Below are 25935 nucleotides of genomic sequence, written 5' to 3'. Positions count from 1 at the left end.
AACACCGAGGCCCGGCATGCCGGGTCTTTTTGTTCACCGCCTACTGCGGTTGCGATGCGGATGCCCGAAAGGCTTCCACAAACGTGAACAGGCAGATACACTAGGCGGCTCGCGGTACAACGTGGGGCCATAGCTCAGCTGGGAGAGCGCCTGCATGGCATGCAGGAGGTCGGCGGTTCGATCCCGCCTGGCTCCACCACTTCTCCGGACACAGGCCGTCCGATAGAAGCCAAAATTCGGTTTAACGCGTCCCCATCGTCTAGAGGCCTAGGACATCACCCTTTCACGGTGGCGACCGGGGTTCGAATCCCCGTGGGGACGCCAGCTTCAGACAGACAGCCCTGACCTCGGTCGGGGCTTTTTGTTTGACGAACCCCTTCCCATTCGGCAAGACCGCCGCTATGATAGGCGGCTCGCAGCACAACTGTGGGGCCATAGCTCAGCTGGGAGAGCGCCTGCATGGCATGCAGGAGGTCGGCGGTTCGATCCCGCCTGGCTCCACCACTTCTCCGGACACAGGCCGTCCGATAGAAGCCAAAATTCGGTTTAACGCGTCCCCATCGTCTAGAGGCCTAGGACATCACCCTTTCACGGTGGCGACCGGGGTTCGAATCCCCGTGGGGACGCCAGCTTCAAACAAACAGCCCTGACTTCGGTCGGGGCTGTTTGTTTATGGGCCTACGCCACCACCTTCGCCATGCCCACCGAGCGCGGCGCGGTCACGCTGAAACCGAACTGCGCATACAGCCGGTGCGCCTGGCCATCGGCGATCAGGCTCACATAGGCACCTCGGGCATTGGCGTGCAGCCAGGCATCGAGCTCGGCCATCACCGCCTTGCCCAGCCCCTGACCTTGGCGGTCCGGGACCACGGCGATATCCACCACCTGCAGGAAGCAGCCGCCGTCGCCGATGAGCCGGCCCATCGCCAGCAACCGGTCGCCCTCGCGCAGGCTCACACCGAAGACCGTGTTGGGCAGGCCACGCGCCGCCGCATCGGCCGTTTTCGGACTCAGGCCGGCCAGCACCCGCAGCGCGCGGTATTCCTCCACGCTCGGCGCCAGGGGAATGCAATGAACACCAGCAGGCAGCAACATGAGACCGGTCCGGCAATGAATGGACGCTCAGCATGCCCGAACGTATTCGCAGCATGTGCGACCCACCGGCCTATCCTGTCCCCCTGCCCACCCTGTTATGCCGCCATGTGCTATTCCGCCCAGATCCGCGCCGATTACACCAAGCTGGTCCGTGAGTACGGCGCCATGCTGTCCCTGGACGAGTTCGCCCAGCTGTATGCCCATGACGCCGGCAAGCAACGCCCGAAAACCCCCAAGGCGATGGACGATGGCTTCGCCGGCGCGCGCACCGCGCGGGGCCAGCAGATCGTGGCGCGGATACAGCAATGGCATGCCGAGGAGATGCAGGCGCTGGATGAGGAGGTGCGCCTGCAGAGCGCCCGGCTGAAGGCGGCCGAAGCACACCTGGCCGCCCGTCCCACGCAGAAGGCGCGCAATGAACTGCGCGTGGCTGGCAATCGGATTGAACGTGCGCAGACGCGCCTGTCCGATCTGCAGCGTGCCGGCCTGGTACCGCGCGACAGCCGCATTTTCCCCGGCGTCTACGCGCCGGTGATCGTGTCCGAGCAGGGCCAGCGCGTGATCAAGCCGATGCGCTACCAATGCCGGCTGCCGGACAAGCCCGCGCGCAACGACGTGCTGTTTCCCGGCACCTACAACGCGCGCCGCGACAGCCTGGACGCGTACTGGAAATCCGCGTTCGGCCACCAGCATGGCGTGGTGGTGGTGCAATCGTTCTACGAGCACGTGCCGCGGCATGCACTGGAGCAGCGCCCGCTCTCACCCGGCGAGAAAGCCGAGAACGTGGTGCTGGAATTCAGCCCGCAGCCGCCGCGCGATCTGTTGATCGCCTGCCTGTGGGCGGCGTGGGAAGGACCGGAAGGCCGCCTGCTGTCGTTTGCCGCGATCACCGACGCGCCACCGGCCGATGTGGCACGCACCGGCCACGACCGTTGCATCGTGCCGATCCGGCGCGAACATCTGGATGCCTGGTTGAACCCGGACCCCCGCGACCTCGCTGCGCTGTACCGGATCCTGGACGATCGCGAGCCGGTAACACTGGCGCACGCCGAAGCGGCGTGAGCGCTGCTCAGCCGGCGACCGAATCGCCTATCCGTGCCCGCCCCAGCGCGGCATTCAACTCGGCCGTCAGGTAGGGCTTGGTCAGGATGATGCCTGCCCGGAAGGCCTCGGGCAGATGCTCGGTCGCCATGCCGGTGGCCAGCACGAAGGGAATCTGGCGCGCGGCCAACGCCGCAGCAACCGCTTCACTGGTTTCATTGTTGGCCAGGCGGTAATCCAGCAGCACCACGTGTGGCTGGGTCTCGCCGAGCAGCCGCAGCGCCTCGGATACCGACGCCGCCAGCCCCACCACCACCGCGCCAGACTGCACCAACTGCATCTGCAGCAGGGCGGCACTCATTTCGTCGTTCTCCACCACCAGCACCCGAAGATCCTGCAGCGCGCTCATGACGACTCCCTGTATGGTTCAGCGCGATGAGTATAGCGTCCTGCGTAGGTGAAACCCTGACAGGAACTTAAGCATTCAGGTCTGCACAAATGCCGACATCTTGTATACACTACGCGGCCAGCCAGCCGAAGTGGCGGAATCGGTAGACGCAGCGGACTCAAAATCCGCCGCCCTTAAAAGCGTGTGGGTTCGAGTCCCACCTTCGGCACCATGGAAAACCAGAACGCCCCGGATCGACGGATCCGGGGCGTTTTTTCATTCTGCTCGGCAGCGCCGCGACCGTTACCCGGCCGGCTCGATCGGAGGCAGGGTATGTGGCGGGATCGGGGGAACCGGCGGCACGGACGGGGCCACCGTTTCTTCGCGCCACAGCAGCGCCAGCCGGCAGTCCCCTGCTTTTCGCCGGCACATCGCCTCGGCCTTGCGCTGAGCAGCGGCATCATCCTGTGCGGACAGGGCAACACCCATGGCACCCGTGCCCGTATACAGCGCCGAGTAACCGCCTTCCGACGTGCTGGCCACAGTGCTGCAGTTGGGTGAGCGCTGCGCGCAATACCCCAGCGCCTGTTGCATGGCCGTGCTGACGCTGCGGTTGTTCATCGAATAGCCGTAGGCACCGGTGTCGGCGTCGTAAAACACCGCCGACGCCGCGCCCGCAGTGCAAGGCAGGGCCATCCCCATGACCAGCAGCATGCTCAACCGTGGTGCAATCCGCATTGTGATACTCCGACCTGTCCTTGGAAGATCGAGTATCCCAAAGCCGCGCGCCGTATGCATCCCGCACGGCAGTCAGACCAGACGCAATGCGGGCTGGCCAGTAGTGGGATTGAGGTGCACCGAGCGATGCGTGCCCGCCCCCGCCACCCGGAACGCCGCCACCGTCTGCAGCAACTGGGTGGACTGCTCTTCCATGCTGCGGGCCGCCGCGGAGGCCTCTTCGACCAGCGCGGCATTCTGCTGGGTGCTCTCGTCGATGTGCTCGACCACCTGGTTGATCTGCTCGATGCCCTCGCTCTGCTGCTGGGCCGCCGCGCTGATGTCGGCCATGAGATCGCTCACGCGTTTCACGCTGACCACGATCTCGTCCATGGTGCGGCCCGCGCTTTCGACCTGGCGCGTGCCCGCCCCGACCTTCTCCACCGAGTCGCCGATCAGCTGCTTGATCTCCTTGGCGGCTTCGGCAGAACGCTGCGACAGCGAGCGGATTTCCGAGGCGACCACCGCAAAGCCGCGGCCATGCTCGCCGGCACGGGCCGCTTCCACGGCGGCATTGAGGGCCAGGATATTGGTCTGGAACGCGATACCGTCGATCACGCCGATGATGTCGACGATGCGCCGCGAGGAGTCATTGATCAGCGACATGGTGGAGACCACCTCCTGCACCACGTGGCCACCCTGCGCCGCCACCTCGACCGCGCCACCGGCCAGCTCATTGGCCTGGCGGGCGTTGTCCGCGGTGCGCCGCACGGTTGCGGTCAGCCCCTTCATCGAGACGGCGGTCTCCTCCAGCGAGGCCGCCTGCTGCTCGGTGCGCACGGACAGGTCGCTGTTGCCTTCGGCGATCTCGCTGGCACCCACGGCGATGGTGTCGGCCGCCAGCTTGATCTGGGTGATGATGCCGGCCATCGCTTCGACCAGCGCATTGATGCCCTCGCACAACTCGGCGATCGGGCCGGTCTTGTCCTGGGTGGCGATATGGCCGGTCAGATCGCCACCCTGCGCGGCCGCCACCACTTCACGCGTCTGCGCGACGGCCTGCTGCAGCGCCAGGGAGTCACGCACCTGGGCCGTGATGTCGGTAGCGTACTTGACCACCTTGAACGGCCGTCCGTTCATATCGTAGATCGGGTTGTACGAAGCTTGGATCCAGACCTCGCGCCCGCCCTTTCCCATGCGCTTGTACTGGCCGGCATCGTACTCGCCGCGGCCGAGCTTTGCCCAGAACGCACGGTATTGCGCGCTCTCGCGATACGCCGGTTCGGCAAACATCGCATGGTGCTGCCCGCGCACCTCCTCCAGTGCATAGAGGAAGTTCTCGTTGGCGGCCAGGATGCGGCCCTCGAGGTCGAACTCGATCACGGCCTGCGATGTGTTGATCGCGGCGAGCTGGCCGGCAAAGTCGGCCGCCTGCAATTTCTGCGCGGTGATGTCGGTCGCGAACTTGACCACCTTGTACGGTCGTCCGTTGCTGTCGAACACCGGGTTGTAGGACGCCTGGATCCAGATCTCGCGTCCACCCTTGCCGATCCGCCGGTACTGGCCGGCGTCGAACTCACCGCGGCCCAGGTTGGCCCAGAAGTCCCGGTACTCCCCGCTCTTCGCATACTCGGCATCCACGAACATGGCGTGGTGCCTGCCCTGGATCTCCTCCAGCGTGTAGCCCAGTGTCTGCAGGAAATTGTCGTTGGCATGCACGATGGTGCCATCGAGGTGGAACTCGATGACGGCCTGGACTCTATGCAGCGCCTTGATCTGCTCTTCGAGCTCGGCCTGCCGTTGCAGCGCGGCCGATGCCGCGCTGCCATGGGCCGCGCGACGGGAAACGAACCATGCCGTGAGCGTTCGCCACAACGACCCGGCGTCGGCGTCGGCGTCGCTGGCGCGACCTGGCACATGCGTGTGCAAGCCTGAAGTAATCATCGTTAGACCTCGGTGTCCGGTTAGCGAATAGGTCAGCGCCGGGCGGTGGCCCGGTGGCGGTATTCCGTTGGCTGGGACTCACGAAGATCGTCAGTGGGGATGACGCAACTTCGATGGGCTTCAAACACCGGGCGGGCCGGCGAACATGAACCATTTAAAAAAGGTGTACGGCCAGATATCCACGTGAGCAGACGGGCAGCAACTGCGAGTCATATAACGGCGGAGATTCTGAAACCTTTAGGGCGACCATCGGGCCGGCGCCGCGCAGGGCCGGCCGTGCTCATTCGCCACTTTCGCTCGCATCCAGGGCGTCGAGGGGATCCACGGCCCCGAGCGCGTCGGCCTCCACCTGGACGTTGTCGCGTCCCATCGCTTTGGCCCGGTAGCACTGTGCATCGGCCGCGGCGACCGCGTCATCCACGCTCATACCCCCGAACAATGGCGCGATGCCGATGCTGGCGCCCACACTCAACCGCCGCTGGTCCCAGGGGATCGACAACCCCCGCATCGCCTCGAGCAGATCGCTGGCGATGCGGCGGGCACGCTTGAGCGAACAGCCGGCCAGGATCACCGCGAACTCGTCGCCCCCCAAGCGCGCCACGATGTCCGAATCGCGCACGCCGTGCCGCAGCACGCTGGCCACCGCCCACAGCACGGCATCGCCGGCCAGATGGCCATGGGTATCGTTGACCGGCTTGAAGTGGTCCAGGTCGATATACATCAACGAGGCCGACTGCCCGGTCCGCGCGACCCGGGTGATGGCCTGCTGCAGGTGCGCTTCGAAGCCGCGCCGGTTGCTCAGCTCGGTCAGCGGATCGATTTCGGCCAGATGCCGGGCTTCACGCTGGCGCGCACGCTGCTGGGTGACGTCACGGATCACCCAGACCGCGCCGGTGGACTGGCCGTTTTCATCGCGCAGCCAGGCGCGGGTCAGGTCGACCGGCAGCAGATGCGCCCCCACTGACAGCAGCAGGTCCGAATGCAGGTCGACCGCATTGCTGTCCGGGTCGAGCAGCACGGCCACATCCAGCGGGGAGCGCGGCGCGTATTCGGTCGTGAGCTCCATCACCTCCTGCAGCTGGCTGCCCGCCAAGGCCCCGGCGCCCTCCCCGGCCAGCGCGCGGGTGGCCGCGGCGTTGGCGTACTGGATGCCGCCGTGCAGGTCCAGGGTCAGCACCATGTCGGCCACCGCATCCAACGTGACGCGGGTGCGCTGCTCGGATTCGCGAAGTTGCTGGCCGCTGAGCCGCTGGGCGGTCACGTCCTGGATCTGCGAAACGAAATGCAGCGGCTCGCCATTTTCCGTGCGCACCAGCGACACCGACAGCCGCCCCCAGACCAGGTTGCCGGCCTTGCCCAGGTAACGCTTCTCCATGTGGTAATGCTCGCGGCGCCCGGCCAGCAGGTCGCCGAGCAGGGCCAGATCGGTATGCAGATCGTCCGGATGCGTCAGCGTCTGGAAATCGATCTGCAGCAGTTCGGCACGGGTGTAGCCGAGGATGCCGCACAGCGAATCGTTGACGTCCAGCCAGCGCCCTTCCAGCGATACCAGGGCCATGCCCAGCGCCGCCGAAGAGAACGCGCCGGCGAACTTCTCCGCCGCGACGAAGGCCTGCTCACGCACCTGCAGCAGGGGCGTAAGGTCAACCGCCATGCCGACGTAGCCGATCCGGTTGCCGCCGGCGCAGTCCAGCGGGCTGATCGACAGGCGCACCTGGCGCCGCTCGCCGTCCTTGCGCAGGAAGGTCCACTGGTGCGACCAGGTGCCCTGCGCGGCGCGCGCGGTCAGCGCTTCGAAAATGGTCGGCATGCGCCCATCCGCGCCCACCTGGGGCTGCAGGTAGGCGCGCATCTCATCCGGATCGTGGAACAGCCCCGGGTTGACCCGGCCGATCACTTCATCGGGGCGGTAACCGAGCAGCTTCTGCGCACCGGTGTTGAACAGATTGACCACCCCATCGACATCGGTGGCGATCACCGCCACCTCATCAGACGCATCCACCACCGCCTGCAGGCGTTGGCGCATGTTGGCCGCCTCCTGGCGGGCCTGCTGCAGTTCGGTGACGTCGGCGTGGGCACCGGCCATCCACAGCGGGCGGCCCTGCGCATCGCGCTCGTAGACGCGGCCACGGTCCTGCACCCAGATCCAGTGGCCCTGTTTGTGGCGCATCCGGCACAGGCTGTCGTAATGCGACGAGCGACCTTCCAGATGATCCTCGAGCAGCGCATTGGACTGGGCCAGATCGTCGGGATGCACCAGCTTGAAGAATGTCTCCGGCGTGATCGGCGCAAGTTCCTCGCGCGTATAGCCGACGATCTCCGCCCAGCGCTCGTTGACCCGCATCTGGTTGCCCGGGATGTCCCAGTCCCAGGTGCCCGCCGCGGTGCCTTCGATGATCATTTCCAGCCGATGCCGCTGCTCGGCCATGTCGCGCAGCGCGGCAGCCGCATCAAGGGGGGCGTCCGGTTGCCGGCTCATGCGTGCGCTCCGGTCCGACACGCCGCGCACAGCCCTGCGCCAGCGCGGTGATCGGCGCTGCGGCCCGCCCGGCTGCCCGGTCCTGCCTGGTCGTCTGTCATCTGGGCTCCCCGCCGTCCACCCACCCTACGGGCATTCAAGGGGAAGTGTGCGTAAACGCGCGTCAAACCAGAAGTGCCCCCGGCCACCGGGACCCCGGAAAACGCCAAAAGCCGCCCGAAGGCGGCCCCTGGCAGCACCAACAGCGCTGTCAGCCGCCGCGCTTGGCCCGGGCGAAGGCGTCTGCCAGCGCGTTGTTGGCCGGCGGTGCGGCGCTGCCCGGGCGCGGCCCGGACGGGGTGCCACGACCGCTACCGCGCGGCCCATTGCCCGCCCCGCCGTCACGGCGGCCGCCACCGGCCGGGCGCGCATCGCGCTCACCGGGGGCCTTGGCCGGGGCCGGGGTGTCATCCAGACGGCGGGTCAGCGCGATGCGCTTGCGCGCCACGTCGACCTCCAGCACCTTCACCTTGACGATGTCACCGGCCTTGACCACGTCACGCGGATCCTTGACGTAGGTATCGGACAGCGCGGAGATGTGGATCAGGCCATCCTGGTGCACACCGATGTCCACGAAGGCACCGAACGCGGCCACGTTGCTGACCACGCCTTCCAGGATCATGCCGACCTTGAGGTCTTTCAGTTCCTCGACCCCGTCGGCGAAGCGCGCGGCCTTGAACTCCGGGCGGGGATCGCGGCCGGGTTTTTCCAGTTCCTTGAGGATGTCGCGCACGGTCGGCACACCGAAGGTGGCGTCGGTGAACTGCTCCGCCTTGAGGCCGCGCAGGAAGCTGCCGTCGCCAATCAGTGCCTTGATCGGGCGTGCGGTGGCGGCCACGATGCGCTCCACCACGGGGTAGGCTTCCGGGTGCACCGAGGAGGCATCCAGCGGCTGGTCGCCGTCGGCGATCCGCAGGAAGCCGGCGCACTGCTCGAAGGTCTTCTCGCCCAGCCGCGGCACCTTGAGCAGGTCCTTGCGGCGCTTGAACGGACCGTTGTCATCGCGATGCCGCACGATGTTCTCGGCCACGGTGGACGACAGCCCCGACACGCGCGAGAGCAGCGCCGCCGAGGCGGTGTTGACGTGCACGCCGACCGCGTTGACACAGTCTTCCACGCGCGCATCCAGCGCACGTGCCAGCCGGTACTGGTCCACGTCGTGCTGGTACTGGCCCACACCGATCGCCTTGGGCTCGATCTTGACCAGCTCGGCCAGCGGATCCTGCAGGCGGCGCGCGATCGATACCGCACCGCGGATCGACACGTCCAGGTTCGGGAACTCCTTGGCCGCGAATTCCGACGCCGAGTAGACGGACGCGCCGGCTTCGCTGACAACGATCTTCTGCAGCTTGGTGTCGCCCAGCGCCTTGATCACGTCACCGGCCAGCTTGTCGGTCTCGCGGCTGGCAGTGCCGTTGCCGATCGCGATCAGCTCCACGTTGTGCTGCACGCACAGCTGCTTGATCGTATGCAGCGACTGGTCCCACTGGCGGCGCGGCTCGTGCGGGTAGATGGTGTCGGTGGCGACCAGCTTGCCGGTGGCATCGACCACCGCGATCTTGCAGCCGGTGCGGATGCCCGGGTCCAGGCCAAGCACAGCCTTGGGGCCGGCCGGGGCGGACAGCAGCAGGTCCTTGAGGTTGTCGCCGAAGACCGAGATGGCTTCGGCCTCGGCCTTTTCGCGCGCTTGGTTGAACAGGTCCAGCAGCAGGTGCATGTGCAGCTTGGCGCGCCAGGTCAGGCGGCAGGCGTCCAGCAGCCAGCGATCACCGGGGCGGCCGGCATCACGGATCCCCGCGTTGTGCGCGACACGGCCTTCGGCATACAGATTGCCGGCCTCGGCATCGCTGCCCGGGTCCAGTTCCAGGAACAGGATTTCCTCGCGGCGCGCGCGGAACAGTGCCAGCAAGCGGTGGGACGGAATCTTCGCCAGCGACTCGGCGTGTTCAAAGTAATCGCGGTACTTGGCGCCCTGCTCTTCCTTGCCCTCGGCGACACGTGCGCGGATCACGCCGTTCTCGCCCAGCCAGCTGCGCAGCTCGCCGACCAGCGCGGCATCTTCGCCCCAACGCTCCATCAGGATCGCGCGCGCACCTTCCAGGGCCGCCTTGACGTCGGCCACGCCCTTGTCGCTATCGACGAAGGTCGCGCCGAACACCTGCGGATCCAGGCCCGGATCGGCCAGCAGGCCATCGGCGAGCGGCTCCAGGCCGGCTTCGCGCGCGATCTGGGCACGGGTGCGGCGCTTGGGCTTGTACGGCAGGTACAGATCTTCCAGGCGCGACTTGGTGTCCGCGCCGAGGATCTCGTTACGCAGTTCGTCGCTGAGCTTGCCCTGTTCGTCGATGCTGGACAGCACCGCGGCGCGGCGGTCTTCCAGCTCACGCAGGTAGGTCAGGCGCGTTTCGAGGTTGCGCAGCTGGGTATCGTCCAGGCCGCCGGTGACTTCCTTGCGGTAGCGGGCGATGAACGGAACGCTGGCGCCTTCGTCCAACAGGGCGATGGCGGCGAGGGCCTGGGCGGTCTGGGCACCGATCTCATCGGCGATGGTCTGGGCGATCTGCTGCGCGAGCTTGATGTCAGGCATTGCTTCCGGCCGGAGCCGCTTTTGCGGAAAGAACCCATTCTGGCGATGCGCGGCGGCGGGGGAAAGCCGTTGACAGGTCGGGCCGAACCTGTCGCCCCGTGGCGATGACCACACGAGGGGGCCTGCGTTCACGCCGGCATCCTGCGTGGGGCTGGGATGCCGGCGCGGGCGCCCGCGACAACCGGGCACCTGTGCGGTGTGACTGGCTTACCGGTAATGCACGGCCGCGCGTTGGTGGACGATCTCGTCCTGCATCGACTCCAACGCCATCACCCGCACCTTGCCCACACCCTGCAGTTCCATGAACCGCTCGGTGTAGATCTCCGGACCCAGTTCGGTATCGGCCTGGGACTTGCTGAAACCATGGGGCACCAGGCCCTTGTCGCCATCCTTGCTACCACCGACATAAAGAACGATTGCCATGTGATGTATTCCTCCAGAAAAACGTTTGCTCATACAGCGCTGCAAGCTTACCCCGGTAAACCTGACTGGTTCGTCATGCAGGCTAATAACGTTTTTTTGCATGCAGATGACGTCGCGTTGTCGACATTTTTCTTACATGGATTTAACGCCGAGATAACGTCACTGCGGATCACGAATGGATGGCCACCAGCCCCGCCCCTGCAGCGCATAGACATCGGCCGCGCGCTCGAACGGATTGCGCGCGCTCACCCCACCGCACAGCAGGTACACGGGCAGATAGAGCGGCCCCAACACCAGATACTGGTAGACGTGCGCCCGCTCATGGTCGTGCAGGCCGATCACCGGTTCGGTGGCGTGGCCGGCCTGATGCGCATACGTCCGGCACGGCACATCCAGCACCGGCCCCGTGTGCAGGATGACGTTGCCCAGTGTGATCGCTCCGCCCGGGCCCCACGGAAACTGGCGGAACACGATCGCGCAGTCGCGCCCGTTCCATGACGGGCGCGCACCGGCCAGCATCCCGGCGGTGCCGGCGGCCAGGCCGATCAGGGTGTTGGGTGAGGTCCACAGCGCCCCGAGCACCTGCAGCGCGCGCAGCAGCACCGGTGACAGGCTCAATCGGCCTCGTTGGGGATCAACAGCCACAGGATCAGATAGATCAGAATGCCCGGGAAGGCCGCCGAGCCGATCGAGATCAGCACGAACAGCACCCGTACCAGGGTGACGTTCCAGCCGTAGCGATGCGCGATACCGCCCATCACCCCGGCGATCATGCGGTCGTTGAGCGAACGGGACAGCGGGCGCGGCGGTGTATTCATGCACGGGGTCTCGGTCCGGAATGCGCCGACTCTAGCGCGAACCGTGTCTACGGGGTGCGTTGGCGCAGGGCCTTCAGGCGCGCGCCGAACCACACCGCTGCGGTCTGCTCGGGCTGGCCCGGGCAGGCGATCCGGTAGGGCTTGCCGCTCATGCTGCTCTGGCTGGCGGCACGTTCGATGAACTGCTCGGCCGTGTCGACCTTGTCCTTCTTGAGCAGGTAGTCGTACTTGCGCTGCAGATGGGCCCGCGCCTCGGGCGCATCGTGCCAGCTGCCATTGCGCTGGAACCGGCAACTGGAGCCATCCAGCGCGCCGATCAGGCCGGCGATCTCGCGGCGGGCGGTGTCGGTCGGGGCGGCCAGCGCCACGCTGGGGGCGATGAGGGCCAGTGCGAGCACGGCTCGGGTGCGATGGGTCATGCGGAACGTTCCTTCAACCAATCGTTGATCGTACCGGGGACCTCGCGCTGGGCCCGCCCGGAGACATAGATACCGATGTGGCCACCCCGGAAACTGCTCTCGGTGTAATCCGTGCTGCCGATCCGGCTGCGCAACGCGCGTGACGCATCCGGCGGGACCAGATGGTCCTGCTCGGCATAGATGTTCAATACCGGCAACGTGACCTGCTGGAGGTCGACGGTATCCTCGCCGATGCGCACGCCGGCGTGCATCAGGCCATTGCCCTGGTAGAACTGCTTGATGAAGTCACGGAACGCTTCGCCGGCGAGATCGGGCGAGTCGAAGATCCACTTCTCCATGCGCAGGAAATCTTCCAGCGCATCCTTGTCGTCCAGGATGTCCAGCAAACCCACGTATTTCTGCACGTTGAGGCGGAACGGCTTGAGCATCAGGTAGCTGGCATTCATCAGGTCGGCCGGGATGTTGCCCAGCGTGTCCACCAGCAGGTCCACGTCCACCTGGCGCGCCCAGTGCGAGAGCATGTTGTCCGGCGTGTGGAAATCGACCGGGGTGACCATCGTGATCAGGTTGGCCAGCTTGGCCTGGCGCAGCGCGGCATAGCACAGCGCGAACACGCCGCCCTGGCAGATGCCGAGCATGTTGATCGGCTCGCCACCGTTGTGCGCCTGCAGGTGATCCACCGCACCATCCACGAAGCGCAGCAGGTAATCCTCCAGCGTCTGGTAGCGCTCGGAGCGGTCCGGGTAGCCCCAGTCCAGCACGTAGACATCGTGACCAAGTGCCAGCAGTTTCTGCACCAGCGAGCGGTCGGTCTGCAGGTCGACCATGTACGGCCGGTTCACCAGCGCATAGACGATCAGCAGCGGCGTGGCATGCACCGGCGGCTCGCTGCCGACGAAGCGGTACAGCGTGACCTTGCCGTCGCGCCAGACCTCCTCGCGGGTGGTCGCGCCGTAATCGACATCGTCCACTGCGGGCAGCAGCTTCAGGCCATCCATCAGCTTGCGCTGCATGGCCAGGGTTTCCTGCAGAAGGTCTTCGGCGTTGAAGCCCAGGGGGCCCTTCATACGCTGCGCTTCCTTGGCTTGGCCGGCTTGGTCGGCGTGGTGGCGGGCTTGGTGACCTTGGAGGCCTTGGAGGGCTTGGCGGTGGCCTTGGCCGGCCTGGAAGCGCGGGTTGTGCGCTGGCTCGCGGCGGCGGGTTTCACTGCGGGCTTGCGCGCCTTGGCCGCACTGGCAGGTGCCGCACCCGCAGCCGCGCCGGCGGCCATGCGCCGCACCAGCCGCTCCAGCTCGGCGATCCGCCGATGCGCCGCGTCCATTTCGGTGCGTGTCGGCAGCCCGAAGCTCTCGGTCAACCGTTCGATTTCCTGCTGGGTGGCCGCGCGCAGCCGCATCTGGGCGTTGCCCAGCGCGGCGTAGACCGCCTGGAACGGCTCGGACAGCGCGACCTTCGCGTACGCCTCTTCGGCCGCGTCGATCCACAGATCGAACATCGCCCGCGCACTGGTCAGCTGTTTGCCGGGCTGTTCGTGTTCGGCCAGGCGCTGCTCGAACAGGGTGAACGCATCGTCCAGCGCCTGCTTGATCTGTTCCACGTAATCGCGCGAGCGTGCCTGGAAGTCCTGCTGGGCGCGCAGCAACGCCTGCCAGCGCGCCTGGTGCTCGCGGCCGGGGCCGAACGCCGGGCTCTGCAGCCACGGGCCAAGCTGGCGCTGCAGGGTTTCCAGCAGTTGCAGCAGGTCCGGCCCCTCGGCATGGGTGTGCCCACGCGCGCCTTGCAGCATCCACTGCAGCAGCCCGTCGCCCTGGCCCAGCACTGCCGTACGCCACGCCTGCGCGACTTCCGCACTGGTGGTGTCGCGGCCGGCAAACTGCGCGGCCACCTGCTGCATGGTGCCGTACCAGCCACCGGCCTGCTCACGGAAACGGTGCACGGCTTCATCGGCCGGGCCGCTGGCGGCGTTGGGCATCATCTGCGCCCACCAGTCGATCGCCTGCTGCCAGTTGCCCTGCCCCTCGGGGCCGGCGCTATGGCCGGGCGGTGCCGCAGCATGCCGCAGGGCATCGCCCCAGGCACTGAAATACTGCCGCGCCAGGGCCTCTACATCGCCTGCGCCGCTGCCGCTGCCCGCCGTGGTCATGACCGTCCTCCCGTCTCGGGAAACGATGATAGCAATGCCGCGCTGCCCTGCCTCACGGCTTGGGGATGCGCAGGGTCTTGCTGATCATCAGCGAGCCGGACAGCGCGAACAGCAGCACCAGCGGGTGCAGCTGCCACGGGCCCAGCTGCCACTGGCCCAGCCACAGATCCGCGCCGGTCGCCCCGACGCTCGCCGCCACGGCCAGCACCACCACCAGCGCCAGGCTGGTCGGGATCGGGGTGCCCTCGAAGTACGGCACCTTGTCGCCCTCGCCGGCCAGTGCTTCGGCGGTCACGTTGTAGCGGGCCAGGCGGCTGACGCCGCAGCAGACGAAGTAGCTCAGCACGAGCCAGTCCCAGCCGCCCTGCATGCCGCAGGCGTAGGCCAGCGCGGCCGGGGCGACACCGAAGGAAATGATGTCCGACAGCGAATCCAGCTCACGGCCCAGCGTGGAGCTGGACTTGCGCCAGCGCGCGATGCGCCCGTCCAGCGCATCGAAAATGAAGGCCAAGGGGATCAGGGCCATGCCGAACAGCAGATAGCTGCGCTCGCCATCCTGCAGATACCGCATGGCGGCAAAGACCGCCCCGGTGCCACAGAACGCGTTGGCCAAGGTGAACCAGTCAGCCAGGTGGAACTCGCGCAACATCGAGAAGTGACGTTTCATGAAGGATCAGGTGGCGGCAATCGCAAGAGAGTACCGCGAGCGGCCCGCGCCGGGACAGCGTTCCCTACGCCACCGTACTCCCGCTTGCCGCGCCGTTCACGCCAGCACGACCTGCGGTGAATTTTTGGCCACCCATCTTGACAGCGAGTACCGGCGGGGGCCGGCGCGGCTTATCCACAAACTTGCCCACGAGTCATCCACACCCCCTGTGGACAACTCGATCTCAATAGACGCGACGCTGGTGATTTCTTGATCACCGATCCTCATTGCCGCGGCGCGATCCCCCTTCACACGCGCGCCCATCGGTGCCATCAGTGGGCTAAGCTGGTGGATGGACTCCGCCGCCGCCAGGTCCTGCCGCCCACCGACAGGAGTCTTGCGCGTGCTTTCCCCCGACCATCTGGCCGCCCAGCTGCGCCACCCGCACGGTGAGCACGCGCTCGTCGTGGCCGAATCGATGAACCGCAGCAACGGCGACCTCAACCGGGCCGCCATCGCCCTGCTGTCAGTGACCCCCGGCGAACAGGTCCTGGAGATCGGCCCGGGCAACGCAGCCTTCGCACCCGATCTGTTGCGTACACCGCACAGCCGCTATGTGGGCGTCGATGTTTCAGCGGCGATGGTCGAGGCGGGCACTGCGGTGCTGGCCATGCATGGGCTGCAGGATCGCGCCGAGGTCCACCTGGGCGATGCCCACGCCCTGCCCCTGGATTCGGCCTGCATCGATGCGGCGCTGGCAGTGAACACGCTGTACTTCTGGGACGAACTGAAATTCCCGTTCGCCGAGCTGGCCCGCGTGCTGCGGCCCGGCCGCCGGCTCTGCCTGGCCTTCGGCGATGCCGCTTTCATGCGCACGCTGCCGTTCACTGCGCATGGGTTCCACCTGCGCGAGCTGGCCGAGGTCGAGCAGGCCCTGCGCAGCGCTGGGTTGACCGTACAAGGCTGGCGCGCCCATCACGAAACCGGGCGCAGCAACGATGGGCGCGAGGTGACCAAGCACTTCCATCTGCTGCTGGCCCGCCGGTAGTAGCGGCCGTTGGCCGGCCCTACAGCCGGGTGTAACTCCAGGACTGCATGGCGCCATCGCGGTACGGCATCACGCCATGGAAGGCGCGCGGCTCATCGTCGAAGACCAGCGGCAGGAAGCTGCGGTCGCCTTCCCACAGCGGCAGGCTGTCGATCTTGTCCACGTCCACCCACTCCAGCGTGCCCTCCGGATTGGAGGTCAGCGGGGTGCCGGTGAAGTCATCGATGACGAACACGAAGCCGAACCAGTCCTCGCCGTTCTTGCCGAAGCCCGGCCAGCTGATCGTGCCGCGCAGGCGCATGGTGCCGCACTCGATGCCGGCCTCTTCGCGGATCTCGCGGCGCATGCAGGCGGCGGCATCTTCATCGCGCTCCATCTTGCCGCCCAGGCCGTTGTACTTGCCCAGGTGCAGGTCACCGGGCCGGGCGTTGCGGTGGATCATCAGCACTTGCTTGCCGTCGGCGGACAGCACGTAGCCCAGGGTGGCCACGATGGGGGTATAGGGCATTTCGCACAGGCTCTGGAACACAGACCCCCGATTATGCGCGATCCGCCCGCGGCCGGCTCAGCGCACCCGGCTCAGGGCACCACGCTGGTGCGGCGCGCGTCGGCCGGTGCCGCCACCGCGCCATCGCGGTGCAGCGTGGCCACGCCGTGGCCGCGCTCGGCCAGGTATTCCAGCCATTTGCCGAGGAAGGTGTTCATCCGCATGCGGTGGCTGATCAGTTCGGCCGGCGGCGGGTACATGCCCATCACGTCCTGCCAGCGGCGACCGACGTAGCAATGCGTGGTCTCGGCCTGGCGGGCGTCACGGTACAGGCGCACATAGGCCGAAGGATCCGGCTGCCCAGTGACCGGGTCGGCGAAGTCGTAGGTCAGGCGCAGCTCGACCGTATAGCGGTGGCACTCGATCACGTCCAGGCGCACATCGAGCCCATCGCCGATCGAGGAGACGTAGCTGCCGGGCATCAGCTCGGACGGTGCGAACAGGCGCACCAGGTGCTGGTAATTCTCGGCGTACAGGCCCATCAGCCAGCTCAGGCGGCTGAGCCGGGGGATGCGTTCGATACGGGGCGATGCCTGGGCCATGGGTCGATCCTACACGTTGATCTCCCAACGTGGGGGCGGCACCGGCCCGGCCAAAGGGGCGGCCCGCAGCCGGTTCACGGACGCAGGGTAGTCCCGGCCCCGGACGAAGGAAGAGCCCCCTTGTTGTTCAAGGGGGCGCGCCGGATCAGTACATCTCGCGCTGCAGCCCCAGCGTGCCCAGCACCTTGCTCGAGATTTCCTCGATCGAGGTATGGGTGGTGCTCAACGTCGGGATCCGCTCCATCCGGAACATGGTCTCGGCGGCGGCGACCTCGCGGCGGCAGGTCTCCAGATTCGCGTAGCGCGAGTTCGGGCGGCGCTCCTGACGGATCTGTTGCAGGCGGTCCGGGTCGATGGTCAGACCAAACAGCTTTTTGCGGTACGGGCGCAGGCGCGGCGGCAGGCGGTCCTGCTCCAGATCCTCATCCGTCAGCGGGTAATTGGCCGCGCGGACCCCGTAATGCAGGGCCAGGTAGATGCAGGTCGGGGTCTTGCCAGCCCGGGACACGGCGACCAGGATCACGTCGGCATCGTCGTAATTGATGGCGATGCCATCGTCATGGGTCAGCGCGAAGTTCATCGCGTTGATGCGGCGGTGGTAGGTCTCGAAGTCGACCATGCCGTGGGCCTGGCCGACCCGGGAGTGGCGGTTGACCGCCAGTTCGCGCTCCAGCGGCTCGATGAAGGGGGCGAACACGTCCAGCATCAACCCGCCACTTTCGGCCAGGATGATGCTCAGCCCGCTGTCCACGCAGGAACTGACCACAATGGGCCGAACCTGGTATCGCTCACCCGCTGCACGGATCCTTTCACAGGCTTCCCGCGCTTTTTCCGGATCATCGATGAACGACATCCGGTCGGTGATGAAGCTGAACCCGGAGAACTGGGTCAGGAGGCTATGCCCAATGGTTTCAGCGGTGATACCGGTTCCATCGGACACGTAGAACACCGGACGGATCGTCGACATACGGCTTTTACCCCCTCCGAAGCTTAAAAAGGCCGTCGATACAAGCTTGTGCCGACAGCGGTCTGCCCGGCATCATATCGGCTTCTTCCTACGGACGTGGCCATCCAGCCCGCCTCGGGCGATGGCCAAACGGAGCATCGCGCTTGAACGAGAACATCCTGTGGTTGCACGAACTGCGCCTGGCCGACCTGGCCCGCGTAGGCGGCAAGAATTCGTCGCTTGGCGAAATGATCGGCAATCTTGCCGGTCTGGGGGTGTCTGTCCCCGGCGGTTACGCAACCACCTCTGAAGCCTTCAAGGACTTCATCGCCCACAACGATCTGTCCAAGCGCATCTTCGACAAGCTGGCCACGCTGGACGTGGAAGATGTCGGTGCCCTGACCGTGGCCGGCAAGGAGATCCGCGGCTGGGTGATCGATGCCCCGCTGCATCCGGCACTGGACCAGGACATCCGCACTGCCTATGCCAAGCTCTGCAGCGAAAACGGCGGCGGTGACGTGGCCGTTGCGGTGCGCTCTTCGGCCACCGCCGAAGATCTGCCCGATGCGTCCTTCGCCGGCCAGCAGGAGACCTTCCTCAACGTGACCGGCGCCGACGATGTCGTGCTCAAGGTCAAGGAAGTGTTCGCCTCGCTGTACAACGACCGCGCGATTGCCTACCGCGTCCACCACGGCTTCAAGCACGAGGACGTGTTCCTGTCGGCCGGCGTGCAGCTGATGGTGCGCTCGGGCGTGGGGTCCTCCGGCGTGCTGTTCACCCTGGACACCGAGTCCGGCTTCCGCGACGTGGTGTTCGTCACCTCCTCGTTCGGCCTGGGCGAAATGGTCGTGCAGGGTGCGGTCAACCCGGACGAGTTCTACGTCTACAAGCCCACGCTGAGCGCGGGCAAGCCGGCGATCCTGCGCCGCTCGCTCGGCAGCAAGGCGATCCGCATGGTGTATTCGGATGTCGCCGGTGAGCGCGTGCGCATCGAAGACACCCCGGCCGAGCTGCGCAACACCTTCTCCATCAGCGACGAGGACGTGCAGGAACTGTCCAAGCAGGCGCTGGTGATCGAAAAGCATTACGGCCGCCCGATGGATATCGAGTGGGCCAAGGACGGTGTCAGCGGCAAGCTGTTCATCGTGCAGGCGCGTCCGGAGACCGTGAAGTCGCGTGGCCATGCCACCCAGATCGAACGTTTCGCACTGAATCAGAAGGACGGCAAGGTGCTGGCCGAAGGCCGCGCCGTGGGTGCCAAGATCGGTGCCGGTACCGCCCGCGTGGTGCGCACCCTGGACGACATGGCCCGCGTGCAGCCCGGCGACGTGCTGATCGCCGACATGACCGATCCCGATTGGGAGCCGGTGATGAAGCGCGCCTCGGCCATCGTGACCAACCGTGGCGGCCGTACCTGCCACGCGGCGATCATCGCGCGTGAGCTGGGCGTGCCGGCCGTGGTCGGCTCGGGCAATGCGACCCAGCTGATCCAGGACGGCCAGCAAGTGACCGTCAGCTGCGCCGAGGGTGACACCGGCTTCATCTACGACGGCATCCTGGAGTTCGAGCGCACCACCACGGACCTGGGCAACATGCCGCCGGCGCCGCTGAAGATCATGATGAACGTGGCCAACCCGGAACGTGCCTTCGATTTCGGCCAGCTGCCGAACGCCGGCATCGGCCTGGCCCGTCTGGAAATGATCATCGCCAGCCACATCGGCATCCACCCCAACGCGCTGCTGGAGTACGACCGCCAGGACGCGGCGACCAAGAAGAAGATCGACGAGAAGATCGCCGGTTACGCGGATCCGGTCAGCTTCTACGTCGGTCGTCTGGCCGAAGGCATCGCCACGTTGACCGCCTCGGTCGCCCCGAACCCGGTGATCGTGCGCCTGTCGGACTTCAAGTCCAACGAGTACGCCAACCTGATCGGCGGTACGAACTACGAGCCGCACGAAGAGAACCCGATGATCGGCTTCCGCGGCGCCAGCCGTTACGTCGATCCGAGCTTCTCGGCCGCCTTCGCCCTGGAATGCCAGGCCGTGCTGCGCGTGCGCAACGAGATGGGCCTGGACAACCTGTGGGTCATGATCCCGTTCGTGCGCACTCTGGAAGAAGGCCGCAAGGTCGTCGAAGTGCTCGAACAGAACGGCCTCAAGCAGGGCGAAAACGGCCTGAAGATCATCATGATGTGCGAAGTGCCGTCCAACGCACTGCTCGCCGATGAGTTCCTGGAGATCTTCGACGGCTTCTCGATCGGCTCCAACGACCTGACCCAGCTGACCCTGGGCCTGGACCGCGATTCCTCGATCGTCGCGCACCTGTTCGACGAGCGGAACCCGGCGGTGAAGAAGCTGCTGTCGATGGCGATCAAGTCCGCGCGCGCCAAGGGCAAGTACGTCGGCATCTGCGGCCAGGGCCCGTCCGATCACCCGGACCTGGCCGAATGGCTGATGCAGGAAGGCATCGAGTCGGTATCGCTGAACCCGGATACCGTGGTGGATACCTGGCTGCGTCTGGCCAAGCTCAAAGCCAAGGGGTGATCCTTTTGGCAATGTGATGAACAGCAGAACCCCGCTCAGGCGGGGTTTTGTTGTTCAGCGTGGCACTACCGTCAGGCTTCAGCGGGCTCGGCCACCACGGCCGCCGGGTAATCGGTGAACCCTTTCGCCCCACCCCCGAAGAACGTCGCTTTGTCCGACGGGTTCAACGGCAGGCCCTGCTGCAGCCGCTCCGGCAGGTCCGGGTTGGCGATGAACGGACGGCCGAAGGCGATCAGGTCGGCCCAGCCCTTCGCCAGGGCCTCTTCCGCACGTTCCACCGTGTACTTGCCGGCGTAGATCAGCGTGCCGCGGTAGATCATGCGCAGCGCTTCCTTGAAGGCCACCGGCATCACCGGGGCGTCTTCCCAGTCGGCTTCGGCGATGTGCAGGTAGCCCACCCCGATCGCATCGAGCAGATGCGCAGCGGCCAGGTAGGTCGCCTGCGGCGTGTCGTCCACCGCGCCCTGCAGCGTAGTCAGCGGCGCCAGACGCACGCCGACGCGCTCGGCACCGATCTCCTCGGCCACCGCTTCGGCCACCTCGCGCAGGAAGCGCAGGCGGTTCTGCAGCGAGCCACCGTAGGCATCGGTGCGCTGGTTGGCCTGGGAATCGATGAACTGGTTGATCAGATAGCCATTCGCACCGTGCAGCTCGATGCCATCGAACCCCGCCGCGATCGCATTGCGCGCGGCGGCCGCGTAGTCGCGCACGATCCCGGCGATCTCGTCGATGGCCAGTGCCCGCGGCATCGAGTGCTGCACCATCTCGCCGACGCCGCTCAGCGGGCCACGGCCCTCGGGATCGACGAACACCTTGACGCCCTCGGCCAGCAGCGCTGACGAGGACACCGGGGCGGCACCGCCCGGCTGCAGGGCCACATGCGAAACGCGGCCGACGTGCCAGAGCTGGGCGACGATGCGCCCACCGGCAGCGTGCACGGCATCGGTGACGCCGCGCCAGCCGGCCACCTGGGCCTCGTCGTGGATGCCCGGTGTCCAAGCGTAGCCCTGGCCCTGCTGGCTGATCTGGGTGCCTTCGCTGACGATCAGGCCGGCCGAGGCCCGCTGGGCGTAGTACTCGGCCATCAGCGGCGTCGCCACGTTGCCCTCCCCGGCCCGCGAGCGGGTCATCGGCGGCATCACGATACGGTTGGGCAGCGCCAGGGCGCCGCGGGTATAGGGGGAGAACAGCATGGGAAATCCTTGATCGGGAGAGCCGCCGCAGCGGTGATGCCGACAAGGATGGGGACAGTGCAGACCGGTCAACAGAGCTGCGGCGGCAAAACAGTTGTGCCGCCAGTGCAACGATCGCTCAGCTGCGCTCGGCCGCCAGCATCGAGTAGGCCGCCCGCACGGTCTCATACCCGTAGGTTCGCTCCAGGCGGCGCACGATGAAATGGCCGCGTGCCACGTCCTGGTAGTAGTCGGTGAACATGGTGTTGAGCGTCGCGCCGGCCACCGCCCCCACGATCGGCACCGCCTGCGCGGCGAACTTCTCGGTGACCACCACGCCGAAACGCGCGGCGACCTTCTCCACGAGCTTGGCCAGCCACTTGCCGGCTTCCTTCGGGGTCAGCCCGATCATCACCGGGCTGCCGCCGACCGCGCGGCCGGCCAACTCGGCCGACAGGTGACGCATCACCTCGGCAGTGAAGCCACGCGTGATGTAGTAGCCGGTCTCGCTGGCATCGTCCTTGCCGGAGTTGCCACCGAGCGCAAACACCTCCAGGCAGGCATGCCGGGTGCTCATCTCGCGCAGGTCGAAGCCTTCGCTGCGTGCCACGTCAGCTACCGAGCGCATCATGATCGTGGTGGACACCGGCAGTTCGATGAACAGCGTGGTGAAACCGAAGGCGCCGCCGACCGCACCGGAGGTGGCCGCGGCCAGCTTGTGCCAGCGGGTGGACGCCGCTTTGCCCGGCGTATTGTCCATCGTCCACAACGCCGCCTGGGCGGATTTGAACAGCGCCGCTTCGACCGCGCCGTGGATGCGGCGGGACACCGAATCCGGCAGGCGTTTGACCGCGAACTCCAGCGGCGAACCGATCAGGTTGGCCATCTTGGCGGTCAGCGTGGGCGATTCCAGCAGGTCCACCGCACGCTGCAGGTCGCGCCAGTCCTGCGAGGTGGGCAGGATCGAGGACTCCAACGGCGGCGGTTGTGGCGAGGTCATGGCGTTCATGGCCGCGATCATAGCGCCGCCGATGTATACCGCTCGTTGCCTCGCCTGCCAGTGGCTGAACGCCTGCGTACAGGCCGCCTTGCCGGGCGACGCCCGGCATTCGGGTCAGGCCGGCAGGCCCGACAGCGCGCCCATGAACTGACGGTAATGGCGCAACTCTTCGATGGAATCATGCACATCGCTCAGCGCGGTATGGCTGGCGGTCTTGCCCACGCCGGCGGCCACGCCCGGGGCCCAGCGCCTGGCCAGTTCCTTGATCGTGGAAACGTCCAGGTTCCGGTAATGGAAGTACTTTTCCAGACGCGGCATTTCACGGTGCAGGAAGCGACGGTCCTGGCAGATCGAGTTGCCGCACATCGGCGAGGCGCCCGCCTTGATCCACTGCTGCAGGAAGGCGATCGTCTGCGCTTCGGCCTGCCCAAGCGTGACGGTGCTCTCGACCACGCGCTGCCACAGGCCGGAACGACGATGCTGGTTACGGTTCCACTCGTCCATCGCCTCCAGCCGCTCGAGCGGATGATGGATCGCGAATTCCGGGCCTTCGGCCAGCACCTTCAACTGCGCATCGGTCACCACGGTGGCGATCTCGATGATCGCATCGTTGCCGGTGTCCAGACCGGTCATTTCCAGATCGATCCAGATCAGTCGCTCGCCTTCTGCGCCGTTGTCCGCCATGTGTTCGCCTTGTGCTGGGCCGCCGCTTGCGCCGCGACCGGAAATGGATAAGGCGCCCATGATACCGCCAACCCGTCACGACCCTGTCGCTGTGGAGGCCTTATTCCAGCAGCAGCGGCGGCTTGCCGCGCTTGGCGCGGAAGTAGTTGGTCAGCCGGGTGCTGGCGTCCTTGGCGAGCACGCCACCGTGGATCTCCACGCGGTGGTTGTGGCGCGGATCGCCGATCAGGTCGAACACGCTGCCGCAGGCACCGGTCTTGGGGTCTGTGGCGGCATACACCAGCCGCGCCACGCGTGCGTGCACGATGGCCATGGCACACATCGCACACGGCTCCAGGGTGACGTACAGCGTGCTGCCGATCAGCCGGTGGTTGGTGATCGCCCTGCCCGCCTGCCGCATCGCCACGATCTCGGCATGCGCGCTGGGGTCATGGTCGGCGATGTTGAGGTTCCAGCCTTCGCCGAGCACGGTGCCATCGGCACCGACCAGCACCGCGCCGACCGGAATTTCATTGAATTCACGCTCGGCACGCTCCGCCAGGCCCAACGCGTGGCGCATCCAATGCTCATCCTGGTCGTGCACCGGCACGCCCAGTGGTGGTGGCGGGGCGAGGCGCTCAACCATGGCCGTTGGCCGTGCGCACGTAGGCCTCGAATGCGGCCAGGGTGGCCTCGCTGACGTGGTGCTCGATCCCTTCCGCGTCGCGGCGCGCCGAATCGGCGTCCACGCCCAGTGCCAGCAGGAACTGCTCCACCGTCTGGTGGCGGGCGCGCATCTCCACCGCCAGCTGCTCGCCGGCCGGGGTCAGGAACACGCCGCGATATGGCCGCTGGATCGCCCAACCCTCCTTGACCAGCCGCTTGAGCGCCTTGGCCACCGTGGGCTGCGCAACCCCGAGCCGGGTGGCGATATCCACCTGGCGGGCTTCGCGGCCATCGGCGATCAGGTCCGCGATCAGCTCCACGTAATCCTCGACCAGCTCGGACCGGCGCGCCTCACGCACCTGCACGAAGCCCTCGACATGCACCTGGGCATCGATCAGGGGCGAGGTGGCTTTACGGGTCGAGGACGGCATGGTGGCTCCAGCAATAGGCCGGTGGCGAAGGGCTGCGGCGCCCGCACAGTTTACCTCACGGGGGTTTGCGACTGATCCGGGCCGGCCTGGGGCGGCCGGGGCGCCCCGGCCAGCGATAGATGGAGAGCAGAATCAAACCGACGTCTCATTCACAGGATCTTTTGTTTGACAAATGATTTTTGGTGCCGGATATATACCCCACCTACTCAGCCATGGACCCGGCCGAAGGCCAAGGAGCAGCATGGACGCATCCGCGCTACGGAAGTACGGCAGCCTCGCTCTGATCATCGTGTTGGCCGCGCTGATGACGGCGCTGGCCGTGCAGAACCGGCAGCTCCGCCAGCAGCAGGCCGTGCTGGTGAGCAAGGTCGAACAGATCTCCAAGGCCGCTCACGGCCTTCCGGAAGGCGCCCAGCCTGAAGCACTCCAGAGCACCGCATTGGACGGCCAGGCGGTCACCCTCGCCGGCCCGGCCAGCGGCCGCCAGGTCCTGTATTTCTTCTCTCCCGCCTGCAAGTTCTGCCTGGCCTCCGTGCCGCAGATCCAGGCGCTGGACGCCGCCGGACGGAACAACGGGAACCGCGCCTTCGAGATGCTCGGCGTCAGCCTGCCGCCCCATGAAAGCGCTGCGGACTACGCGCGCCAGCATGGCTTTGCGTTTCCCGTAGTGAACGATACCGATGACCGGATCCGGCAGCGCTACACCGCGACCATGGTGCCGATGGTAGTGGTGATCCAGGACGGCAAGGTGATCTATCGCCACGTCGGCCAACTCAAGGACAGCTCGGTCAATGCCATCACCGGCGCCTTCGTGGTGAACGCTGCGCGCAGTGCGGTGCCCGTCCCGGCAGGCTGAGTCCCTCTGACGCCGCTCCCGGCGGCGTACCCAAGGTCTGTCCGCACCGGCTCATGGAGCGGATCGACAGTTCGTCGATTTTCCTTCCCATCCGAGGAGTTGAACGATGACGTCGAAACACACGCTGTCCCTGCTTGGCGGCCTCGCCGTCGCCGGCATGCTCGCCTTTGCTTCGGCCCAGGCCTTCGCCACCGCTGCCACGCCCGCCGCGTTGTCCGGCTGCAAGGCGGCACCGCACTGCGACTATGGCGCCAATCCGGACGGCACGTGCTGCCCGCTGACGGATCCACCGGCTCGGTAAACCGCATCGCGCACCACCCGTTGCATCCGCATGATCCACAACAGGAGAAACACCATGAAGTCCAAGAAAGTCGTCTCGGTCTTTGGCGGTATCGCTGTTGTCTGCGCCTTGGCATTTGCTTCGAGCCAGGCGGTGGCAACCTCCAGCCAGCCCAAACAGCTGGAAGGTTGCCCCTACAAGCCCGGCTGCACCTATGGCGGGCACAGCGAGATCCGTTGCTGCCAGCCGGTGTAACACCCCAGCTGCAGCCACACGCTCCGCCCGCATCATCCTTGCAAGGAGAGAGTGACCATGATGTCCAGGAAACTGTTGTCGGCCTTCGGTGGCATGACGCTGATCTGCGCACTGGCTTTTGCCTCCGGCCAGGCGCTGGCGACCTCCAGCCAGCCCACGCCACTGGCGGGCTGCGAAGATCAGCCCGGCTGCACCTACGGCGGCCACGGCCTGTATCTGTGCTGCGAGCCGCTGTAAGCACCACGAC

The 25935-nt window shown here is 66.5% G+C and carries 28 protein-coding genes and 5 tRNA genes; 12 read left to right on the top strand and 21 right to left on the bottom strand.

Annotation, left to right across the window (positions count from 1 at the left end):
* The first annotated feature begins 123 nt into the window (after positions 1-123).
* From AC06E9_RS05910 to AC06E9_RS05895, 4 genes are all read left to right on the top strand, one after another.
* Positions 124-199: transfer RNA gene (locus tag AC06E9_RS05910), tRNA-Ala, on the top strand.
* A gap of 49 nt (positions 200-248) precedes the next feature.
* Positions 249-324: transfer RNA gene (locus tag AC06E9_RS05905), tRNA-Glu, on the top strand.
* 104 nt (positions 325-428) lie between these two features.
* A tRNA-Ala gene (locus AC06E9_RS05900) sits at positions 429-504 on the top strand.
* A gap of 49 nt (positions 505-553) precedes the next feature.
* Positions 554-629, top strand: a tRNA-Glu gene (locus AC06E9_RS05895).
* Between the two features lie 49 nt (positions 630-678).
* On the opposite strand, the gene AC06E9_RS05890 is transcribed toward AC06E9_RS05895, so the two are convergent.
* Complete coding sequence (locus AC06E9_RS05890; RefSeq protein WP_152151265.1) at positions 679-1095, bottom strand: GNAT family N-acetyltransferase; 417 nt, start codon at positions 1093-1095, stop codon at positions 679-681.
* Positions 1096-1200: 105 nt separating this feature from the next.
* On the opposite strand from AC06E9_RS05890, the gene AC06E9_RS05885 reads away from it, so the two are divergent.
* Entirely contained in the window at positions 1201-2157 is a 957-nt protein-coding gene (locus AC06E9_RS05885; protein ID WP_478055677.1) for an SOS response-associated peptidase family protein, read from the top strand.
* A 7-nt stretch (positions 2158-2164) separates the two neighbouring features.
* Here the strand turns inward: AC06E9_RS05885 and AC06E9_RS05880 are convergent, their stop codons facing one another.
* Positions 2165-2545: a response regulator gene (locus AC06E9_RS05880; protein WP_121037162.1), complete on the bottom strand. Its 381-nt coding sequence runs from the start codon at positions 2543-2545 to the stop codon at positions 2165-2167.
* A 124-nt stretch (positions 2546-2669) separates the two neighbouring features.
* On the opposite strand from AC06E9_RS05880, the gene AC06E9_RS05875 reads away from it, so the two are divergent.
* Positions 2670-2756, top strand: a tRNA-Leu gene (locus tag AC06E9_RS05875).
* 71 nt (positions 2757-2827) lie between these two features.
* Here AC06E9_RS05875 and AC06E9_RS05870 read toward each other — a convergent pair.
* The 11 genes from AC06E9_RS05870 to AC06E9_RS05820 all read right to left on the bottom strand — a co-directional run bounded on the left by AC06E9_RS05870 (position 2828) and on the right by AC06E9_RS05820 (position 14760).
* Positions 2828-3238 carry a DUF4189 domain-containing protein gene (locus AC06E9_RS05870; RefSeq protein WP_226956585.1) on the bottom strand — a complete coding sequence of 137 codons (411 nt, stop codon included), beginning with the start codon at positions 3236-3238 and terminating at the stop codon, positions 2828-2830.
* A gap of 96 nt (positions 3239-3334) precedes the next feature.
* Positions 3335-5185: a methyl-accepting chemotaxis protein gene (locus AC06E9_RS05865; protein WP_478055676.1), complete on the bottom strand. Its 1851-nt coding sequence runs from the start codon at positions 5183-5185 to the stop codon at positions 3335-3337.
* 280 nt (positions 5186-5465) lie between these two features.
* The gene (locus AC06E9_RS05860; RefSeq protein ID WP_282257567.1) at positions 5466-7664 is read right to left on the bottom strand and encodes a PAS domain-containing protein; all 2199 of its coding nucleotides are present in this window, start codon (positions 7662-7664) and stop codon (positions 5466-5468) included.
* A gap of 250 nt (positions 7665-7914) precedes the next feature.
* On the bottom strand, positions 7915-10290 hold the full coding sequence (locus AC06E9_RS05855) for a Tex family protein (protein WP_478055675.1): 2376 nt from the start codon (positions 10288-10290) through the stop codon (positions 7915-7917).
* A 207-nt stretch (positions 10291-10497) separates the two neighbouring features.
* Positions 10498-10713 (bottom strand): hypothetical protein, encoded by a 216-nt coding sequence (locus AC06E9_RS05850; protein WP_121037322.1) that lies wholly within the window; start codon positions 10711-10713, stop codon positions 10498-10500.
* A 159-nt stretch (positions 10714-10872) separates the two neighbouring features.
* The gene (locus tag AC06E9_RS05845; RefSeq protein WP_478055674.1) at positions 10873-11331 is read right to left on the bottom strand and encodes a hypothetical protein; all 459 of its coding nucleotides are present in this window, start codon (positions 11329-11331) and stop codon (positions 10873-10875) included.
* Positions 11328-11531, bottom strand: a complete 204-nt coding sequence (locus tag AC06E9_RS05840) for a PspC domain-containing protein (protein ID WP_121037325.1) — start codon at positions 11529-11531, stop codon at positions 11328-11330. Before AC06E9_RS05840 ends, AC06E9_RS05845 begins: the two co-directional genes overlap by 4 nt.
* Before the next feature lie 47 nt (positions 11532-11578).
* Positions 11579-11950 carry a YfeK family protein gene (locus AC06E9_RS05835; RefSeq protein WP_152151245.1) on the bottom strand — a complete coding sequence of 124 codons (372 nt, stop codon included), beginning with the start codon at positions 11948-11950 and terminating at the stop codon, positions 11579-11581.
* Positions 11947-13017 (bottom strand): class III poly(R)-hydroxyalkanoic acid synthase subunit PhaC, encoded by a 1071-nt coding sequence (phaC, locus tag AC06E9_RS05830; protein ID WP_478055673.1) that lies wholly within the window; start codon positions 13015-13017, stop codon positions 11947-11949. Before phaC ends, AC06E9_RS05835 begins: the two co-directional genes overlap by 4 nt.
* A complete protein-coding gene (gene phaE / locus AC06E9_RS05825) occupies positions 13014-14093 on the bottom strand; it encodes a class III poly(R)-hydroxyalkanoic acid synthase subunit PhaE (RefSeq protein ID WP_478055672.1) in 1080 nt (359 codons plus the stop codon). Before phaE ends, phaC begins: the two co-directional genes overlap by 4 nt.
* A 52-nt stretch (positions 14094-14145) precedes the next feature.
* The gene (locus AC06E9_RS05820) at positions 14146-14760 is read right to left on the bottom strand and encodes a CDP-alcohol phosphatidyltransferase family protein (protein WP_070474651.1); all 615 of its coding nucleotides are present in this window, start codon (positions 14758-14760) and stop codon (positions 14146-14148) included.
* Between the two features lie 376 nt (positions 14761-15136).
* On the opposite strand from AC06E9_RS05820, the gene AC06E9_RS05815 reads away from it, so the two are divergent.
* A complete protein-coding gene (locus AC06E9_RS05815) occupies positions 15137-15787 on the top strand; it encodes a class I SAM-dependent methyltransferase (protein WP_478055671.1) in 651 nt (216 codons plus the stop codon).
* A 19-nt stretch (positions 15788-15806) separates the two neighbouring features.
* Here the strand turns inward: AC06E9_RS05815 and AC06E9_RS05810 are convergent, their stop codons facing one another.
* The 3 genes from AC06E9_RS05810 to ppsR all read right to left on the bottom strand — a co-directional run bounded on the left by AC06E9_RS05810 (position 15807) and on the right by ppsR (position 17843).
* The gene (locus tag AC06E9_RS05810; protein ID WP_088435401.1) at positions 15807-16295 is read right to left on the bottom strand and encodes an NUDIX hydrolase; all 489 of its coding nucleotides are present in this window, start codon (positions 16293-16295) and stop codon (positions 15807-15809) included.
* A gap of 71 nt (positions 16296-16366) precedes the next feature.
* Positions 16367-16876, bottom strand: coding sequence for a DUF1249 domain-containing protein (locus AC06E9_RS05805; RefSeq protein WP_121037347.1), 510 nt, complete (start codon positions 16874-16876; stop codon positions 16367-16369).
* 145 nt (positions 16877-17021) lie between these two features.
* Positions 17022-17843, bottom strand: coding sequence for a posphoenolpyruvate synthetase regulatory kinase/phosphorylase PpsR (ppsR, locus tag AC06E9_RS05800; protein ID WP_019184148.1), 822 nt, complete (start codon positions 17841-17843; stop codon positions 17022-17024).
* 143 nt (positions 17844-17986) lie between these two features.
* Here ppsR and ppsA point away from each other — a divergent pair, with 143 nt between their 5' ends.
* Complete coding sequence (ppsA, locus tag AC06E9_RS05795) at positions 17987-20365, top strand: phosphoenolpyruvate synthase (RefSeq protein ID WP_478055670.1); 2379 nt, start codon at positions 17987-17989, stop codon at positions 20363-20365.
* 71 nt (positions 20366-20436) lie between these two features.
* Here the strand turns inward: ppsA and AC06E9_RS05790 are convergent, their stop codons facing one another.
* The 5 genes from AC06E9_RS05790 to mntR all read right to left on the bottom strand — a co-directional run bounded on the left by AC06E9_RS05790 (position 20437) and on the right by mntR (position 24297).
* Positions 20437-21558, bottom strand: coding sequence for an alkene reductase (locus AC06E9_RS05790; RefSeq protein WP_478055669.1), 1122 nt, complete (start codon positions 21556-21558; stop codon positions 20437-20439).
* 118 nt (positions 21559-21676) lie between these two features.
* Positions 21677-22537 (bottom strand): EcsC family protein, encoded by an 861-nt coding sequence (locus AC06E9_RS05785; protein ID WP_121041096.1) that lies wholly within the window; start codon positions 22535-22537, stop codon positions 21677-21679.
* Positions 22538-22651: 114 nt separating this feature from the next.
* A complete protein-coding gene (gene orn, locus AC06E9_RS05780; RefSeq protein WP_478055668.1) occupies positions 22652-23221 on the bottom strand; it encodes an oligoribonuclease in 570 nt (189 codons plus the stop codon).
* Positions 23222-23321: 100 nt separating this feature from the next.
* A complete protein-coding gene (gene tadA, locus AC06E9_RS05775) occupies positions 23322-23846 on the bottom strand; it encodes a tRNA adenosine(34) deaminase TadA (protein ID WP_088435395.1) in 525 nt (174 codons plus the stop codon).
* Complete coding sequence (gene mntR, locus AC06E9_RS05770) at positions 23839-24297, bottom strand: manganese-binding transcriptional regulator MntR (protein ID WP_121037359.1); 459 nt, start codon at positions 24295-24297, stop codon at positions 23839-23841. The genes tadA and mntR overlap by 8 nt, the downstream gene beginning before the upstream one ends.
* A 241-nt stretch (positions 24298-24538) precedes the next feature.
* Between mntR and AC06E9_RS05765 the strand changes: the two genes are divergently transcribed.
* From AC06E9_RS05765 to AC06E9_RS05750, 4 genes are all read left to right on the top strand, one after another.
* The gene (locus tag AC06E9_RS05765) at positions 24539-25153 is read left to right on the top strand and encodes a peroxiredoxin family protein (protein ID WP_478055667.1); all 615 of its coding nucleotides are present in this window, start codon (positions 24539-24541) and stop codon (positions 25151-25153) included.
* A gap of 106 nt (positions 25154-25259) precedes the next feature.
* A complete protein-coding gene (locus tag AC06E9_RS05760) occupies positions 25260-25454 on the top strand; it encodes a hypothetical protein (RefSeq protein WP_121037365.1) in 195 nt (64 codons plus the stop codon).
* A gap of 54 nt (positions 25455-25508) precedes the next feature.
* Positions 25509-25688: a hypothetical protein gene (locus tag AC06E9_RS05755; RefSeq protein ID WP_121037368.1), complete on the top strand. Its 180-nt coding sequence runs from the start codon at positions 25509-25511 to the stop codon at positions 25686-25688.
* 60 nt (positions 25689-25748) lie between these two features.
* Positions 25749-25925, top strand: coding sequence for a hypothetical protein (locus AC06E9_RS05750; RefSeq protein ID WP_478055666.1), 177 nt, complete (start codon positions 25749-25751; stop codon positions 25923-25925).
* Positions 25926-25935: the final 10 nt, after the last annotated feature.

This window comes from Stenotrophomonas sp. Steno-Z10-BAI (genome assembly GCF_056393115.1).
Note: the sequence above shows the minus strand (reverse complement) of the source record. Positions and strands in the feature narration are given on the sequence as shown.